This is a genomic window from Collinsella sp. AF38-3AC, assembly GCF_003474365.1.
Lineage (GTDB): Bacteria > Actinomycetota > Coriobacteriia > Coriobacteriales > Coriobacteriaceae > Collinsella.
On the sequence record NZ_QROM01000019.1, the window covers coordinates 8377 to 24079 of the forward strand.

28 protein-coding genes are annotated in these 15703 nt (G+C 66.9%); 5 read left to right on the forward strand and 23 right to left on the reverse strand.

Translation table 11 applies throughout. From position 1 onward, the window contains the following. From DW029_RS09490 to DW029_RS09590, 22 genes are all read right to left on the reverse strand, one after another. Positions 1-1376 (reverse strand): phage portal protein (locus tag DW029_RS09490; protein WP_147351916.1); only part of this gene is annotated, 1376 nt, incomplete at its 3' end. Further along, complete coding sequence (locus tag DW029_RS11360) at positions 1373-2857, reverse strand: hypothetical protein (RefSeq protein ID WP_158572660.1); 1485 nt, start codon at positions 2855-2857, stop codon at positions 1373-1375. The genes DW029_RS11360 and DW029_RS09490, both read right to left, overlap by 4 nt. Continuing rightward, positions 2811-3260, reverse strand: coding sequence for a hypothetical protein (locus tag DW029_RS09500; RefSeq protein WP_118345934.1), 450 nt, complete (start codon positions 3258-3260; stop codon positions 2811-2813). Before DW029_RS09500 ends, DW029_RS11360 begins: the two co-directional genes overlap by 47 nt. 108 nt (positions 3261-3368) lie before the next feature. After that, positions 3369-3683 (reverse strand): HNH endonuclease, encoded by a 315-nt coding sequence (locus DW029_RS09505; protein WP_233543852.1) that lies wholly within the window; start codon positions 3681-3683, stop codon positions 3369-3371. A 2-nt stretch (positions 3684-3685) separates the two neighbouring features. Beyond that, on the reverse strand, positions 3686-3886 hold the full coding sequence (locus DW029_RS09510; RefSeq protein WP_118345936.1) for a hypothetical protein: 201 nt from the start codon (positions 3884-3886) through the stop codon (positions 3686-3688). 315 nt (positions 3887-4201) lie between these two features. After that, a complete protein-coding gene (locus DW029_RS09515; protein ID WP_158572661.1) occupies positions 4202-4654 on the reverse strand; it encodes a sigma factor-like helix-turn-helix DNA-binding protein in 453 nt (150 codons plus the stop codon). Positions 4655-4773: 119 nt separating this feature from the next. Further along, positions 4774-5022, reverse strand: a complete 249-nt coding sequence (locus DW029_RS09520; protein WP_118345938.1) for a hypothetical protein — start codon at positions 5020-5022, stop codon at positions 4774-4776. Positions 5023-5328: 306 nt separating this feature from the next. Continuing rightward, positions 5329-5592 (reverse strand): hypothetical protein, encoded by a 264-nt coding sequence (locus DW029_RS09530; protein WP_118345940.1) that lies wholly within the window; start codon positions 5590-5592, stop codon positions 5329-5331. Continuing rightward, positions 5589-6023: a hypothetical protein gene (locus DW029_RS09535; RefSeq protein ID WP_147351917.1), complete on the reverse strand. Its 435-nt coding sequence runs from the start codon at positions 6021-6023 to the stop codon at positions 5589-5591. The genes DW029_RS09530 and DW029_RS09535 overlap by 4 nt, the downstream gene beginning before the upstream one ends. A gap of 11 nt (positions 6024-6034) precedes the next feature. Continuing rightward, the gene (locus tag DW029_RS09540; protein WP_118345942.1) at positions 6035-6229 is read right to left on the reverse strand and encodes a hypothetical protein; all 195 of its coding nucleotides are present in this window, start codon (positions 6227-6229) and stop codon (positions 6035-6037) included. Then, positions 6226-6549 (reverse strand): hypothetical protein, encoded by a 324-nt coding sequence (locus tag DW029_RS09545; protein ID WP_147351918.1) that lies wholly within the window; start codon positions 6547-6549, stop codon positions 6226-6228. The genes DW029_RS09540 and DW029_RS09545 overlap by 4 nt, the downstream gene beginning before the upstream one ends. A gap of 29 nt (positions 6550-6578) precedes the next feature. Beyond that, complete coding sequence (locus tag DW029_RS09550; protein WP_118345944.1) at positions 6579-6914, reverse strand: hypothetical protein; 336 nt, start codon at positions 6912-6914, stop codon at positions 6579-6581. Then, the gene (locus DW029_RS09555) at positions 6911-7600 is read right to left on the reverse strand and encodes a hypothetical protein (protein ID WP_118345945.1); all 690 of its coding nucleotides are present in this window, start codon (positions 7598-7600) and stop codon (positions 6911-6913) included. The genes DW029_RS09550 and DW029_RS09555 overlap by 4 nt, the downstream gene beginning before the upstream one ends. Continuing rightward, on the reverse strand, positions 7587-8786 hold the full coding sequence (locus DW029_RS09560; RefSeq protein WP_118345946.1) for a site-specific integrase: 1200 nt from the start codon (positions 8784-8786) through the stop codon (positions 7587-7589). Before DW029_RS09560 ends, DW029_RS09555 begins: the two co-directional genes overlap by 14 nt. Continuing rightward, positions 8773-9129: a hypothetical protein gene (locus tag DW029_RS09565; protein WP_118345947.1), complete on the reverse strand. Its 357-nt coding sequence runs from the start codon at positions 9127-9129 to the stop codon at positions 8773-8775. Before DW029_RS09565 ends, DW029_RS09560 begins: the two co-directional genes overlap by 14 nt. Then, complete coding sequence (locus tag DW029_RS09570) at positions 9122-10375, reverse strand: ParB N-terminal domain-containing protein (RefSeq protein WP_118345948.1); 1254 nt, start codon at positions 10373-10375, stop codon at positions 9122-9124. Before DW029_RS09570 ends, DW029_RS09565 begins: the two co-directional genes overlap by 8 nt. A 10-nt stretch (positions 10376-10385) precedes the next feature. Beyond that, on the reverse strand, positions 10386-10544 hold the full coding sequence (locus DW029_RS11365) for a hypothetical protein (protein ID WP_158572662.1): 159 nt from the start codon (positions 10542-10544) through the stop codon (positions 10386-10388). Then, on the reverse strand, positions 10544-10768 hold the full coding sequence (locus DW029_RS09575; RefSeq protein WP_233543853.1) for a hypothetical protein: 225 nt from the start codon (positions 10766-10768) through the stop codon (positions 10544-10546). Before DW029_RS09575 ends, DW029_RS11365 begins: the two co-directional genes overlap by 1 nt. A 231-nt stretch (positions 10769-10999) precedes the next feature. Continuing rightward, a complete protein-coding gene (locus DW029_RS11370; RefSeq protein ID WP_158572663.1) occupies positions 11000-11149 on the reverse strand; it encodes a hypothetical protein in 150 nt (49 codons plus the stop codon). Beyond that, positions 11146-11421 (reverse strand): hypothetical protein, encoded by a 276-nt coding sequence (locus DW029_RS09580; RefSeq protein ID WP_118345950.1) that lies wholly within the window; start codon positions 11419-11421, stop codon positions 11146-11148. Before DW029_RS09580 ends, DW029_RS11370 begins: the two co-directional genes overlap by 4 nt. Before the next feature lie 14 nt (positions 11422-11435). Then, complete coding sequence (locus tag DW029_RS09585) at positions 11436-11648, reverse strand: hypothetical protein (protein ID WP_118345951.1); 213 nt, start codon at positions 11646-11648, stop codon at positions 11436-11438. Between the two features lie 2 nt (positions 11649-11650). Further along, positions 11651-11875, reverse strand: coding sequence for a helix-turn-helix transcriptional regulator (locus tag DW029_RS09590; RefSeq protein ID WP_118345952.1), 225 nt, complete (start codon positions 11873-11875; stop codon positions 11651-11653). A gap of 140 nt (positions 11876-12015) precedes the next feature. Between DW029_RS09590 and DW029_RS09595 the strand changes: the two genes are divergently transcribed. Further along, on the forward strand, positions 12016-12402 hold the full coding sequence (locus tag DW029_RS09595) for a helix-turn-helix transcriptional regulator (RefSeq protein WP_118345953.1): 387 nt from the start codon (positions 12016-12018) through the stop codon (positions 12400-12402). 41 nt (positions 12403-12443) lie between these two features. Then, positions 12444-12983, forward strand: a complete 540-nt coding sequence (locus DW029_RS09600; RefSeq protein ID WP_118345954.1) for a hypothetical protein — start codon at positions 12444-12446, stop codon at positions 12981-12983. Here the strand turns inward: DW029_RS09600 and DW029_RS09605 are convergent. Further along, entirely contained in the window at positions 12980-13270 is a 291-nt protein-coding gene (locus tag DW029_RS09605; protein WP_118345955.1) for a hypothetical protein, read from the reverse strand. The two genes, DW029_RS09600 and DW029_RS09605, sit on opposite strands and share 4 nt — an antisense overlap. A gap of 205 nt (positions 13271-13475) precedes the next feature. Between DW029_RS09605 and DW029_RS09610 the strand changes: the two genes are divergently transcribed. From DW029_RS09610 to DW029_RS09620, 3 genes are all read left to right on the forward strand, one after another. Further along, positions 13476-13655, forward strand: a complete 180-nt coding sequence (locus tag DW029_RS09610) for a type II toxin-antitoxin system HicA family toxin (RefSeq protein ID WP_117646357.1) — start codon at positions 13476-13478, stop codon at positions 13653-13655. Positions 13656-13692: 37 nt separating this feature from the next. Beyond that, positions 13693-14142 carry a type II toxin-antitoxin system HicB family antitoxin gene (locus DW029_RS09615; RefSeq protein WP_117563956.1) on the forward strand — a complete coding sequence of 150 codons (450 nt, stop codon included), beginning with the start codon at positions 13693-13695 and terminating at the stop codon, positions 14140-14142. Positions 14143-14251: 109 nt separating this feature from the next. Continuing rightward, a complete protein-coding gene (locus tag DW029_RS09620; RefSeq protein ID WP_118345956.1) occupies positions 14252-15490 on the forward strand; it encodes a tyrosine-type recombinase/integrase in 1239 nt (412 codons plus the stop codon). Positions 15491-15703 lie beyond the last annotated feature (213 nt).

A 15703-nucleotide genomic window follows, 5' to 3' on the forward strand; every position in this document is an offset into this window, starting at 1 on the left:
CCCGCCATCAGGTCGAGCGCCGCCGAGCGCGTCACGTTGCGCCTGATCTCGGATGAGACGTTGCGCACCTCGTCGTCATCGAGGCCGTTGAGCCGCCAGAAGGTCGGCGTGCCGGCGAAGCCGTCCACCACAGACGCGAGCTTGATGGAGCTGTCTGTCTGCTGGGCCAGGGTCGGCATGGCGGGGTTCAGGAAGTGGACGGACACGCCGCAGGCGTCCTCCGCCTCCTCGTATGAGCACCCGAGCTCCGTCGCGATCGCGGCGGTCGCGGCGTTCGCCAGCGCCGCCTTGGCCTCGCGGATGAAGCTCTTGCACTTGAGGATGAGCGGCTCGTTCTCGGCGTAGATCGCCTCGGCGGAGCTGGGGTTGTCGCTCATGATGCCGAACTGCCCCACGTGGATACCGGTCGCGGCGCTCATGCGCTTGCACAGGTTGCCGAAATGCTCGGTCATGGGCTGCATACTCGGCTGCGTGAGCTGGCCGAACTGCGGGATCGTGCCGTCCTCGGTCTTGGTGACCTCGAAGATGGAGCCGATGAAGGCGCTCCACTTGGTCTTGTCGGCGAACGCGTCGCCGTCGGTGCCCAGCAGGTACTTCTGCGTGGACGCGGCGAACGCGGCGGCGATCTCCTCGTTGACGTTGGCGCGCATGGCGCAGTCGATGTTCCAGCGCACCTCGGAGTTGATCCTGGACACGCCGAACGGTCGGTCGTCGTCGGGGTTGTGCGGCATGACGAACATGGGCACGGCGCCCAGGCCGTGCTCCACGTACTCCGCCGCCCACTCGTTGCGGCGAACCTCGCGGATGCGCACCATGCGGTCCGGCAGCATCACGTTGACCCAGTCCGGGCGGTCCGTGGGCCGCCCGCGGTCCTTGGCGAAGGAGACGACGAACATGCCGGAGGACAGGCACTCGTGGACGTCGTCCCAGATGCCCGTGCACAGCGTCGGCGGGTACGCCGAGATGCGGGCGTGCCCGTCCTCGTCCGCCGTCACCACGAGCATGGAGAAGCAGTACTTGAGCGCGGAGTTGACGGCCTTGCCGACGCGCGTGGCCATCTTGTTGCGCTTGGCCACGGAGGTGAGCAGGTCGTCGAAGTCCGCGTCGTCGGGGCACGTGAACCCGTCGAAGGCGATGTGGTCGCGCATGACCTCCACGCACTTGTAGCCCCAGCCGCACGCGACCTCCAGGTCGCGCAGCGAGTCGGGGACGGAGATGCCGAGGTCCTTGAGCATGTTGCGCGCCTCGTAGTAGTCCGAGCGCAGGAGGTTGCCCCTGTAGTGCGTCTGCCAGCTGTTGAGCAGGCAGCGCACCGTCTCGCGGTCCTCCTCGAGCAGGCCGTCGGCGGACGCCACGGCGTAAGGTATCGAGATCAAGTGACCCTCGCCTTCATTCCGGGTTTTCTCTTCGATGTGCTGAGCGCGAGCAGCGCCAGCCCCGCGGCCTCGATGGGCGCGGCGTTGTCCCCGCCGAAGCCCCAGCCGCCCGACGAGCCGATCTTGCGCTTGGGTGAGGTCTCGGCGGAGAGGTCGAGCGCAGGGCACGCGATATGCGTGACCGAGCCCGCCTTCGCGCCGGACGAGATGAGGCTCGCGGCGGTCACGGCCTGGTCGGTGCTCGGGCGCAGGATGTAGTCCTTGGGCATGCCCATGCCCTCGAGCTTGTCGCACAGGGCGCCGGCGCCCGCCTTGCCGTCGATGGCGACGCAGGCGTACCTGCCCGCCCTCGCGGCGATCCAGTAGGCCAGCCAATCCGTGCTGGGCTCCGGGTCCTTGCAGAAGGGAAGCTCAACGTGCACGGTCGGCGAGCCGGGCGGCCGCACGGCGCACGCCACGGCGACGGTCGAGCCGTCGGCGCTGAACCTCACGCCGGCGCAGATCCTGCAGCCGGCGGTCAGCCCGGGGCCGCTCCCCACGAGGCACTCGCCCCATGCGCCGGCGCCGATGACGGGCGGCTCCACCTGCGTCTGCGGTGGCAGCCAGTAGCCCAGGTATTCCTGGGCGGCGCCAAGCTCGTCCATGTCCTTCATTCCGGTGCGGATGGCGCGGATGTCGGCGTGGTACCCGAGCGAGGGCATGACCTCCGGCCAACGGCTCTCGTCCCAGATGTCGCCGACCTCCTCGACGCCGTACTCCAGCCACAGCAGGTCGGACGCCTTCTCGCCGCCCTCCCACGCCTGCTGCCGGAGGTTCTTGAACACCTCGGCGGGGTTGCCGGCGCGGGTCGGCGTTCCGGCGTACACGATCATCAGGTTGTGCTTGGCTCCGGACACCGTGGTCGGGTTGATGACCTGGGTGTGGATGCCCGTGAGCTCCTGGGCCTCGTCATATATGACGATGTCGAAGGAGAAGCCCAGGCGAGAGGACTTGGTCCTCGTAGAGAACTGGATGACGCCACCGGAGCTGAACCGCATCCATTCCTGGCCGGTCTGGGAGCAGACCTCGACCAGGAGCTTGCGCCAGCGCGGGATTCCCTCGGACGTGTCGCCGACGCGGCGGCCGAAGATCTTGCGGAAGCGGGCGACCATCTCCATGGTCGTGGAGTAGTTGTGCTCGGTCCACAGCACCTTGTAGCCGGCCAGCGCCGCCATGATCGCGACCCACACGATGAGGTCGACGGACTTGCCCTGCTGGCGCGGGATGGAGATGCCGACGCGGGGGTGGACCCATTTGCCGCTCGCGTCCACGGCGCCGATGTCGTGGGCGAGCTGCTCCTGCCACGGCACGAGGTCGTACCCCATCGTCGGGGCGAGCTCGACCGCGAGGGAGCCGATGGACCTCTCGTAGGGCTGGACGAGGCGGAGCCTCGGCTTAGCCGAGGACGTCGCGCAGGACCGAGACGGCGTTGATGATGACATCGTCGCCACCGTCCTCCCCGGCCCCCTCTATTCGCTCGATCTGCTCGAGCGTCTCGCGGTACTCCTTGGCGAGCCGGGCCGCCTGGCTGGGCTCGGCGTCGTAGAGCTGGCGCTCGATGACCTGCCGCACCCACCGGAGCCTCCCGAGCGTGTCCTGGCGGCCGTCCGGGCCGTCGGCCGGGGGCGCCGAGACGCCCGCGCCCACGGACTCCCCCGTGGACTCGCCGGTCGCGATCTCGCCGCTCTCCTTCATTCTCTTGATGAGGGCGCACACGCCCGAGCGCGACCTCTTGAGTTTCTTCGCGATAGCCGCAGGTCCGAGCGCCGGGTATGCGTTTCTGACGAACTCCCGCTCGTCCGCGGTCCAGGGCTTGCCCCTCGGCTTCGTGGACTTCGTGGACATTCCATGCACCTCCCGGTATGGACTCGGTTTTAGGGCCTGCGCAAAAAAGGCGCAATGCCGGCGGGCGAGCCTTCGGCCCCCGGGGAGGGGCCATCCCCCAGGGTCGGCTCACCACGGCAGCGAGGTCGAGCAGCCCACGTCGCGGGGGCGCGGCGATATCGAGCCGTTGAGAGCGGCGAGGCTCTTGTTGCCGCGCCGCTCGTTGCAGATCCTGTGGGCCGGCGCGACGTTCGCGCGGTCGATGGGCGAGCCGCCCTTGGATACGGGCACGATCTCGTCCACCTCGAAGCTCATGGGGTGGCCGGCGGGCAGCGTGTAGTCTATGGCCATGCCGCAGATGTGGCACGGCAGCCCCTGCGCCTTGAGCCAGGCGCGCACCTGCCGGCGGGCGTGGCCGTTGGCGTAGCGGGTCTTGGTGGCCACGGCTAGCGCTCCACGGGAGAGCGGCCCCGGTTGGCCATGCATTCCTCGAGTCCCGCGTAACGCAGGCTCTCGACTGCCTTGCCGCCCCCCTTGCACTTGCGCCCGCCCGCACGGCGGGCGATACCCAGGGCGCGGCGGAATGCCCACGCCATGACGGTGTCGTACCGGCTTGCGGCGCGGACGATAGCCTCGCGTGTGACCACGGACCCACCTCATTAGGTTGTTGCTTAATAGAAAGGCCAGGGCCCTGAACTGCTAAGGGGACCCCGGCCACTCATCTGTGCTTCCGCGCACATCCGACCCGCACACCGCGCGGGCGGCGCTGCGAATCGACACCCTAGTTATATCCCAGCCACAACGTGCAACGGTGTGCAATTGTGTGCAATCGCGTGCAATCGTAGGCAATTGCGTGCAATTGTGTGCAACGGCGTGCAACCGTGTGCAATCGCGTGCAGCCAGCAGGCAAAGAGAAACCCGCCGGCGCGGAGCCGACGGGTCACGATAGAGTTGTATCTAGCTCAGACTGCAGCGCGGCCAAGACCGGATCGGGCTGCCGCCATCCCGACCATGTCCGTCCAGTCCAGGGCGGCACACAGGTCGGAGTTCACCGACCTCACCGACACCCCGAGCGTCCCCGCGATCTCCTGCAGGGTGCGGTCCTCGCAGTAGCGCAGCTCCAGCACGTCGCCCCAGCGCTTGCCGGGGTTGGCCGAGCGCACGCCCGCGCACAGCTCGCGCCCGCTCTCCACCTCGCGCCGAAGCTCCGACAGTTCGGCTCCGCTGCGGCGCTCGTAGTCTATGCGGTCGTCGGTGGACCTCATGAAGTCCGTGCCGTGCGCGCCCTTGCCCACGGCGTCGTAGCGCTGGGCGCGCACCTGCTCGCGCGCCTGCATCGACTCGATGACCGCCAGTCTGCGGTCGATGCCGCGCTGGGCGGCCCGTACAGTCTCCAAATATTCACGTGCGTCCATGTGACCTCCCGCGTGGTACCATGCTCTACGCCACATAGAGGATGCCGGGAGGCGTCTTTGCCAAAGGCCGCCGGCGCTCCAATGCCAGCGGCCTTAATTATATATCTACCTGCGGTAACTCAATTTCTCATCGCGACCTCGCGGCGCATGGCCATGATCTCGTCGTGCGCCGGCCCCGACCCGGCCAGATAGCGGTCCACCCTGTCGCACTTCGGCTTGGCTCCCTTGCGCCGGGCCTCCTTCACGCGGCGCAGGTCGTGCTCGCGCCGGCATGCCTCCGAGCAGTACTTGGCGTGGGGCGCCTTCGGGATGAAGACCCTCCCGCAGATCGCGCACGTCCTCTCCTGCACGTCCCACATCACGTTCATCTCGTCGACCTCCTGCACCTGCGGGCGCGGCGCGCCTCGATGCTCTTGCGCACGCGGCGGTTCTCGATAATCATCCGCCACAGCTTCTCAAACAACCTCATCGCTTCGCCTTCCTCGACCTCTTGAGTGCGCGGGCGCGGTCGCGCTGCAGCGCCCTCGCCCTTCGCTCCGTCTCCCCGATCTGCGCCGCCGTCACCCGCGGCGCGTCGGCACGACCGTGCACGAGCGCCCGGCGCGCGGGGCCCGAAACCAAATCGGGCACCATGCGCCAGGCGGTCGCGCGGAACAGCTCGGCCGCCGAGCGGATCAAAGCTCCTCTCCACAGAACGGGCAGTACTTGATGTCCTCGATGTAGGCGGTCGCCGTCACGTCGGCGCTGACGCAGTCGCCGGCCGAGCCGTTGACCGAGACGTCGAGCACCACGTTGGTATCCAGCTCGACGGCGATGATGGGCTGGCCGTCATAGCGCCGCGCGAGGGTCATGGACCCAACGGACCAGTTCCGGATGTCCCGGTCGGGCGCGGAGTGCAGCGACGCGATGCGCGACCCGCCGCAGAAATAGCAACTCATTTGCTCTCACCGCCCAGCCTGCGGATACGGGCAGCCACGTCCCGCAGGAAAGCCTCGACGCAAGTGCAGTCGCGATGCTCGAACTTGCACCCTTCGCAATCGCGCCTGTCGCGATCGAGATACGTGCAGGCGGTTCCATCCTGGCGGTCGGCGACTCTATCCAAATCGTCCGCCAGCTTCTCCAGGCTGTCGGGAGGCGTGAGGTGGCAATCGTCGGCGTACGAGCCGGGGCCGGAGTCAAAGTGGACGACCCACCGCTGAGACCAGGTCGAGAACTCGTACGATTCGACCTTCCTGCACTCCCCGTGGGCGTCGAGTAGCTCCTTGGTGTCCAGCGGAATACGACCGCCCTCCGCGTCGACTGGGCCCAGCGGCCCCAGCGTCGGCAGCTGCACCACCTCCCCGTCCGCAGTCATTAAGCTATCGACCATAAGGCGCTCGCTCACTTCGTGCTCCAATCCTTCTCGATTTCCTTCTCCTCCGCGACCATGATCAGCGCCTTGTTGAGGCATCGCCTCGCCTGGCGCATCTCGTCACAGGCGGTCGGGCCCATGCCCGCCCCGATCGACCTCTTGGCATCCTCGAGCCTGCCGATGGCGAGGTCGATCCAGTCGGCAGGGCCGCACCTGTAGCTCACCGCGACTCACCCCTCACGCCGAAGATGTCGGCCAGGATGTCGCCCGGCGTGGCCATGAACGGCTCGGTGCTCACGGGGTCGTACTGCACCTCGAGGTAGTTCGGGTACCCGATGCTCACGCCCGTGGGCTCGCGCCCCGGCAGGAGCTGGTAGCCCCAGATCACGTCCACCCTCTCGTCGTCCAGGACGGTCGCGGTGCGCTCGATGCGCAGCCGGTACCCGCCCACGCGCTCGGTGTCCTGCGTGTCGTCGGCCCAGGGAATCCGGTGCCTGTCGAGGGCGTCTCGGTAGGCCCTCATCACCGCTGAGATCTCGGTCAAAACCTTCTCACTCTCCTATCTCAAAAGAATTAGGTGTTCTTTGCCGCGGGGACTCCCCCGCCGGCCCCGTTTCCGCCCTCTAGCGGCGGTAACCCCATCGCCTGCTGGCCCAGCTGCCCCGCCGGTGTTGGCACACTCTTGGCATACCTCCAGCTCGGCTCCTCGCCCCTCGCGATGGCGGCGATGTCCATCCGCAGGTCCTCCTTGGCGCGCTTGCGGGCGCGGTACTCGTCGAGCTTCTGCTTCTTGGCCAGGCGCGCGCCCTCGTCGGCGCCGATGACGTTGGCCATGTAGATCCGCGTCACGTCGAGCGGCCGGCCGGCTGCGGGGTCGAAGCCGTCGAGCATCTCCCTGAGGGTGATCATGCCGACTCACCCAGCTCCCGCTCGAGGGCGGCGATAACGTCGTCCTCGGTCTCGGCGGGCTTCCACACCGCCGCGCGCTCGACCTCCTGGGAGGTCTGCCTGCCGCTGGCCTTGCGCTCCGCGTCGTAGCCGAGCTCGCGGTCGGACCAGCTGCGGGCGACCGGCTCCCATTTCGCGATGGGGAAGCCCTGCCTGGTCCACCCGTTGGCCTCGTAATAGTCGAAGAACTTCCGGGCGCTGCCGCGAAGGCAGTTCGCCGCGAAATACGACTCGACCTCCTCGAGGGCAGGCGGGACGAACTCTGCGCCACCTCCCCCTCTGTTTTCACAATCCGAGGGGTTAATCCAGACTCCTAACTCCCCTTCCTCTTCCTCTTCCTCTTCGCTTGCGCGTTTGCTTACTGGTTTGCTTGCCGGTTTGCTTTCGGCTTTGCTTGCGCGTTTGCTTTCTGGTCTGCTTTCGGGTTTGCCCTTGCTCAGCCCGCCCTTCCTTCCGGCGGCAGACTTGGCGCGGCTGTTCTCGAGGACCGGCATGATCATCGTGATGGCCATCCGCTGGGCGTCGGTGCGCGGCTCGGGCACCTCTCCGGTCACGAGGTAGCGAACCATCATGCCGAGCAGCTCGTTGCTCTCGCGCCTGTTGCCGAGGCACAGGGCGCCCTCGACGAGGGAATCAAGTATCGTCATCCGTCTCACCTCCGTAGATCGAATCGGTAAAGGCCGCGGCGGCGGCCTGGTCGCGGCCCGGCATGACCGAGCCGTAGGTCTCGAGCGTCGTCTTGACGTCGGCGTGCCCCAGGCGCTCCTGTATGGTCCTCATGTCGAAGCCGTGCATGAGCAGCCACGTGGCGTGCGTGTGGCGCAGCGAGTGGAACACCGTCTCCTCGGGCAGCCCGAGGTCCCGCGCGAGCGCCTTGAACCGCTGGGTGACAGTCGAGGGCCGCGCGAGGGCGCCGGCGGGGCTGAACGTCACCACGGGCGCCGCCGGGCCCTTCCGCACGAGCCACGTGTCCTGCCACTCCAGGTGGCGCTGCAGCTGGGCCTCCACCGCCGGCGCGAGCGACACGTTGCGCACGCGCCTGCCCTTGGTGTAGGCCTGCCGGTGCAGCTCGGGCTTCTCGACCGCCTGCCCCGCGACGTGGAGGTCGTGCAGGGCGCGGCGCCAATCGCGGCGCTGGAGCCCGCAGACCTCCCCGACCCTCATGCCCGTATTGAGGGCGAGGTAGGCGGCCATGGCCTCGGTGCGGCGGGCGATATTCGCGCCTGTCGCCGAGCGCGAGGTCATGGCGGAGGCGAGGGCGCGGGACAGCTCGTCCACATCGCACTCGGACAGCGCGAACGGCTCGACGGGCTCGGGCGACGGCGCGGGGACGTCGAGCATGATGTCGCGGCCCAGCGCCGGCAGCCACGAGCGGTAGGCGCCCTTGAGCAGCGCGTGCATCTTTAGCAGCGTCTTGGGCGACAGCCCCTTGCCGCTCCTGGGGGCGAGAAGCATGCGGTACGCCGCCGACACGTCCCATGGCTCAAGCTGGTCGTAGGGCAGGCGCCCGATGGTCGGCTCCACCATCGTCCTGACCACGCTGCGGTACGTGGCCACGGAGTTGTCGGACAGGCCGTTGACGGGGTCGGAGATGTACGTCTCGAGCATCGAGGACAGGCGCTTGGAGCTGTCCCGGGCCGACGACGGGTCGAACGTGGCCGCCCACCTGTCGCACTCGGCCTGGGCCTGCTCGCGCGTCAGCTCCGCGTCCCACGACCTGTACGGCCTGATCCGCCTTCCGGTCACGCGGTCGGTGCCCATGTAGGGGCGGGCGAACCATCTGCCGTCCGCCCCGCGCTGCACGACCGCCCGGCGGTCGCTAGATGTCGGCATCGACGCCCAGCTCCGCCGCCACGTCGCGGATCTCCCTGCGCGCATCCAGGTCGATGGTCTGGATGCTGCCGGCGTGCCCATGGGGATTGGCGCCGAGGGCGGCGATGAGCACGAGCTTGCGCGCGTTCCTGTCCGGGACGCCCGCTTGGCTGAAGGCCGCGCAGAGCGTGTTGGTGCACTCGCAGGCGAGCGCGAACAGGTCGCTGATGTCGGTCGGGCCCACGAAGCATGAGTCGCCGGAGCCGTCCCCTTTGGCGGTCGTGACCGTCGCGCAGCGGCACTCGAAAGTGCGGACCTCGCCGCACGCCTCGACCGTCACCCTGGCCTTCTTCTCGCTACTCATCCTTCTCCTCCTCCTTGGCGCTCGCCTGCACCCTCTCCATGAGCCACACGTCCTCCTCGCCGGGCTCGAAGCCCGCGGAGAGGAAGATGTCATAGTGGTCGAGCCACGCCTCCGCGTCGTCGCCGCCCCAGCGGTTGTTGAGCTGGGCCATGTCCTTGGCCGCCGCCATGAGCCAGCAGCCGGCCTCGTACTCGCTGGGCTTGCACGCCTTGAGGTTGCGGGCGAACTCGTCGCGCACGGCCCCGAAGCGCCCCTCGTTCTCGACGTTGCTGTCGCCGCCCATCGCCGCGAGCAGTGCGGACGGGTCCTCGCGGCCCACGCGCACCTCCATCATGAGGTCCTTGGACATGGCGAAGGCGCCGGACGCCACGAAGCCGATCAGGCTCCTGTACAGCTCCTCGAGCGCCGCCTTCTCGCGCTCGGCCTCCTGCTCGGCCCGGATCTCCTCCTCGGTCTTCTCGGGCCCGGCGCCCGAGCCGTCATCCGGCTCGTAGAGGTCCCAGTAGCTGCCCTTCCACACGGCAACGGTGCCGGCGGCGAACTCCTTCCCCTCGAGTTTCTGGGCGGCGAGGCCGACGTTGGCCCAGTCTGTGTAGCTGAAACCCTCCGGCTGCTCCTTCACCACGGGAATCCCCGCATCTCCGAAGGCGTCGTAGTCCTCGGCCTTGGCCTCCTCGCGCTTGACGCGGCGGCGGATCTGGTCGGCCTTGCCCGCCCAACCGTCACCGGCGGCGAGGACCGCCTCGATATCCTTCTCGTCGTCGAAGGCGCTCGCGGCCTCGAGCTGCTCCAGCGTCACTTGCCGGCCCTCGATATTCCCGCGCAGCCTGCGCGCAGCCCGGATCTGCCCGGCGGTGGCGCGGCTCGCGCGCTCGATGCGCTGCTCGTCGACGCCCAGCACGAGCATCTGCTGCACGCCGCGTGCGCGCTCCGCCTCGGTCAGCTGGCGCTTGTCGTCGGTGGCGAGCATGGCCACGAGCTCGTTGGCCTCGTCCATGGTGTCGGCCACCAGCGCGGACACCTCGCGATCCTCCCCGTAGATGGACGACAGCGCGCGGTAGCGGCGCTCGCCGTCCACGATGCGGAACACGTTGCCGTCCGCCACGACCACGGGCGGGTTCAGCGGCTCGCCGCCGGTCGCCTCGATGCTGCGGGCCAGGGCACCGATGTCTCCGAAGTCCTCGCGCGGGTTCTGCTCGCTCGGGCGGATGTCGCCCAGGCGAACCTGCCTCTTCTCAAACTGCATGTCATTCCTCCTAGTAGTACATCCCGCTCGGGGCGGTCCCCTCGATGGCGCCGGCCAGGGCGAGCAGCGCGAGCATCACCACGGCGCCCACCACGCTGCGCACGCGCTCGGGCAGCGCGTTCCAGCGCTCGCCGAGCCAGCAGCCGGCCTCCCAGATAAGGTCGCCCATCACGCCACCCGCCTCGGACGCCGCGCCGGAACGCAGTCGGGCGAGGGCAGCGCCGGCACCGCGCCGCGCGCCATGATGGCGGCATCGATGTCCTCGCTGCGCACCACCTCGCGCGAGCTGTTGGGGTTGAGCGACGGGTAGCGCGGTATCACGCCCTGCATGACCATCGCGCGGAACATGACGTTGTCGCAGCAGGCATAACGCGCGCCCTTGGCTATAGACATCCACATGGCCTTCTCCTTTCAAATCAATAGAGCCAATCCCTTGCCGGAGGGCCGCACCGATAGATGCAGCCGGAGGGCGCTCCCCCGCCAAAGGGAGCGGTGCCGCCGCCCCGCCAAGTCGGCGGCGGACACCATGTGGGCCTGATGTAGGGAGTCCGGCCCCGTCGCGCCACGGGCCCCGCGGAATGGGGGCGGTGCGGAACCCGTGGCGCGACGGGGGCGGGCCCGCCGTCAGCCCCGGAGCGACCCGACCACCCACGCCGCGATGAACGGCAGCGCGGCGACAAAGCAGATCCGCGCGAGCAGGTGCGCGCCCTGCGCGATGCAGAGCCACCCCGCGGCGTCCATCACGACGGCCGAGGCGAGCAGCGCCCGGGTCATTCGCGACCGCCACAGAACGGCCACTCGCCCGGGGCGGGGTCGATCTCCATGACGTCGCAGGCCACCGGGTCGCACACCTGCCTGCGGTCGAGTTCCACCATGCGTGCGAGGTAGGCGGTGTCGCCGGCCTGAACGTGCCTGTAGAACGCGTCGCGCGCGTCCGCCAGGAAGGCGAACACCTCCGTGTGCCACTCGGAGTCCTCGTCGACCCATGTCACCATGCCGCCCAGCGTCGTGACGACGTGGGGCAGCTCGTAGCTCTTGACAGTCATTTCCCTCTCCCCATTCACTCCTCTTCCGCCTCCCCACTTTGGGGTCGACCTTGGTACCCAATGACCTCGACACCAAGCTCGACCTCGCCGATTTCCTCAAGAATCTCGACTGCAGCCCTAAGGTGCTCAGACGCCGCCCCCACCTTCTCCGCGAGCTCTAAGGCATCGGGGCACCTGCCCATAAGGACGATCTCGCCCACCTTCTTGCCTTCCATCTCTTCCCCCATCCCTACGCGTCCTCGTCCGTGTTCCAGCCCATCAGGTCGTTGGGCGTGCATCCAAGCACCTGCGAAATAGCCAGGAGCTTGTCAGCTCCGGGAATGTAATCGCCGCTCTCGTACTTTGCGAAAGTGCTGACGTTCACTCCGACCTTAGAAGCGACTTCAGCCTGAGAAAGGTCAGCTCGGGCGCGTGCGGCACGGATGTTTCCTGCCAGCTCCTTACTGAAATCCATTCGGACCTCCTTTGAGACGTTTTTCTGTCTGTCGAAGTCCATTATGAACAGTTTTCTGTTCGTGTCAATCGAATTAGCGACATTTTTTTGCGTAAAGACATTTTTTTGTTTACTATTCACTTAGCGCAAAGAAAGGAGCGATGATGAACCTTCGTTTACGAGAGCGCCGAGAAGCCTTGGGGCTAAACCAGAAAGAGCTCGCACAGAAAGTCGGCAAGTCATTCCGAACGATTCAGTCATGGGAGCGCGAGGAAAGCTACCCAAACGCGGAGCTCGTCGCTGCGCTCTGCGAGGTTTTCAACACCGACCCCAACGACCTTCTCGGCTGGTACGAGGAGCACCCCGAGGACAGGCCGGCGGCGCCGGCGGGCGCGGAGGGCGAGCTGATCACCTGCTACCGGCAGAGCACCGAGAAGAGGCGCTCGAAGATCCTGGAGACGGCACGCGACCAGGCCGAGCTCTCCCAAGCTCAGGCTGAGACAGCTGGCGAAGAAAGGCTGGAAGCGGATCAAGTAAGGTCCGCGTAGACGCGGGTTATTCAATTCATTTTTTGGAAGGAGTGATTGCCATGTCTCAATCTTTGGCAGAGGTGCACGTGGAGGATCTCATTTACGAGTGCGACTGCATCACGGCGGGAAATTACGGCGAGAGCACCCAGGAACACATCGACGACCTCATGCTGCAGATGGAAGGGTTTTCCTTCCCGCTCATGTGCACCAGATCGTCGGCAATTCCCAGAGACAAGACGCTGAAAGGCGTGAAGCGTGCAAAAGGGTGGCTCGTGGCAAACATGGCCACGCTCACGAACAGCGGAAACGGCACGACGGTTAGTTCCAGCAGCGTCTCACAGGCCTCGGCGACGGCAGACGTTTCGGTAGAGGTAAGCCAGGCGGTGACCGAAATCGGCAACGACCCCGTTCTCGACAACGAGACGAAAGAGGCACTCGAGCTGGCGCTGTCGCGGGCACGCATGGCGGCCGAGGCGAAGAACAAGACAGGGTTCGCCGAACACGTCGCAAAAGTCATCGACCTTGCGACGAAGAGCGCGGACCTCGTACCCAAGGCCCTGCTGGCCCTCGGAGCGCTCGCGAAACTCTTCGGCGCCTAGGAAACCGCCCAGTACCCGGAGAGGACCCACTCGCCGGTGTCCGAGGATTTTTCGGCATTGATCTTGTACTCGAACAGATTGGCCGCATCCATGCTCGCATCGACAAACGGAACCAAGGACCCGTTCACCAGACGGACGCCCATTGCCTCGACGGTAACGGTGTCCCCGCGCTCTCGGGAGATGAGCTTGGAGCCAAGGGCGACCGGGGTGCCCGTGACCTCGTCGAAGATCTGCGGGATGACGGAATCGTCCTCGTACGTGTACGCGCCGACGCTATAGCGAGCCATGGGTACCTCCAGGAGCGGGAATGGTGTTCATTAAGATTATGACCCGCGGTGCGGCAGGGTTTTTCAGGTTTTTCCGGAAAAACCTCCAACGGCGCAGGCTCCGAAGAACCAGCCTCTCATCTAATTTAATCCTTAATTGCGCTAATCTTTTATATACTTTATTACTTAGCTGTGCTAATATTTAATTGTCGAAAGGAGTTAGGCGGTGACTAAGAAGAGGGACCTCGAGCGGGAGCTGACCGAAGCGGGCTACGTAAAGCTCAGCGGCACCGGCGCCAAGCACGACAAGTTCCGCCGCGGGGACGTGACGGTGACAGTGCCCAGGCACCGGGAGATAAAGGAGACGACCGCGAGGGGAATCAGGAAGGAAGCGGGGCTGCTCTAGCCCCGCCCTCCCCTTCACCGCAGGAAAGGAGACCACCATGATCGTCATGCAGGAGTTCGAGGTCTACCCCGACCCCGAGGGCGGCTACGCCGTGGAGCCGTGCGGGCTCGCCGGGGCCACCGAGGGCGATACCTACGAGGAGGCCGTCGAGATGGCCGTCGACTGGCTGCGCGTCCATGCCCTGGCGGCGCTGGAGCGCGGGGCGGAGTTCGAGGGCGGCGGGCTTGGCCATGCGCCGTCCCACGGCGGCACGATCGTCACCGTCGCGACCAGCGTCGAGCTGTCCGACATCCCGGCCGTGACCGCCGCCGAGGCCGCCGAGATGCTCGGCGTGAGCACCGCGCGCGTGGCGCAGCTCTGCCGCGACGGGAGCCTGAGCAGCTGGAGGGTCGGCAACACCCGCATGGTGTCGCGCGACTCCATCGAGTACCGCATCGCGGCCAAGCCCGGGGCGGGCCGTCCGTGCAAGGCCGCGGCGGAGGCGTAGCCCCAGCAGGGCGGGCCCGGCATCTAAACAAAAAGCCCCGTGCGGCAATCTTGGCGGATCCGCACGGGGCATATGCCCTCCGGCTAAAAGGGAAAGGCAGGTCCATTATATGGCAACCAACGATACTTCCAGGTCAAAACTCGGCTCGAAGCGCGAGGTGGCTCCGGGCAAGTGGGTGATCCGCGTGCAGGCGGGCTTCCGCGCGGACGGGCACGTGCGGCGCGTGTCGCGCACCGTATACGGCACCGAGACCGAGGCCGATATCGCCATCGCCCAGCTCGCGCAGGAGCTCGGCGTGTCCCAGGCGGCGCACGCGGGCGTGACGCTCGACATGTACTACTGGGGAGTTTTCCGCGACTCCCCCAGCAACCGCGGCAAGCCGCGCTCAAAGGCGAGCCTGCGCGAGTACGACGGGCAGATGGACAACTACATCTCCCCCGTCCTGGGCTCGACGGACATCTCGAAGATAACGCACGACATGATGCGCAGCTGCATAGAGCGCTCGGGCGCGCCTGCCAAGACCAAGACGACACTGCGCGCCGTCATGCGCCGCGCCTTCGATGACGGATGGGTGACGGTGGAGCCCTTCCGCCGGCGCGTCATCGCGCCCAAGGCCAAGCAGGCGCCCGTGGAGCCGTGGAGCATCCCCGAGGCCGCAGAGGCGCTGCGCAGGCTCGCCGCCAGCGACGACCGCGCGGACCTGGTCATGAACGCCTACCTCATCCTGGGCCTGAGCGGACTGCGCAAGGAGGAGGCGCTGGCCGTGCGCCCGTGCGACCTCAAGGTCACCACGACCTACGACTTCGCCACAGGCCAGCCGACGGTCTCGGAGTACATCGAGGTCTGCCGCGCGTACACGGACGAGGACGGCGTGAAGGAGACCAAGAACGCCCATTCCGTGCGCACCGTACCGGTTTTATTGGCAGGCCGCGAGCGCCTGCACCGGATCATGGACGAGCTGCGTCCGAGCATAACCGTCGAGGGCGGCACTTCGGTTACGGAGCAGGTGCGGGAGTGGAGCGGGCAGCGCATCGTCAACATGCGCGGCGATAACCTCGTTCGCGCCTGGCGGCGCATGTGCACGCGCCATGACCTGCGGTATATCCCGCCCAAGGCCCTGCGCCACACGTCCGAGACCATCATGGCGGCAACCGAGGTCGACCCCCTGAGCATCATGGACCTGCACGGCCATACGGACCTGGGGACAGATTACCGCCATTACATCAAACCGGGCCTCGCGGAGCGCGAGAAGGCCGCCAGGCAGGTCGGCCGCGCCCTGCAGATCGTCGAGGGCGGCGGCGCGGACGGCGGTTTTAATGGCACCGGTCGGGACGCCGAGACGCTCTAAAATGCATTTTCTAGGTCCGCTACCTGTAAAATGCATAAAACGCCCCCTGCCGCGCATAAACGGCAGGGGGCGTAAAACGCGAACGGTAACGGACGGTTATGATTCGGCATCTCGGCAAACAAAAAAGGTCAGCGCCGAAGCGCTGACCTGTGCATTCTTTGGTGGGCCGTCAGGGGGTCGAACCCTGGACCTTGGGATTAAGAGTCCCCTGCT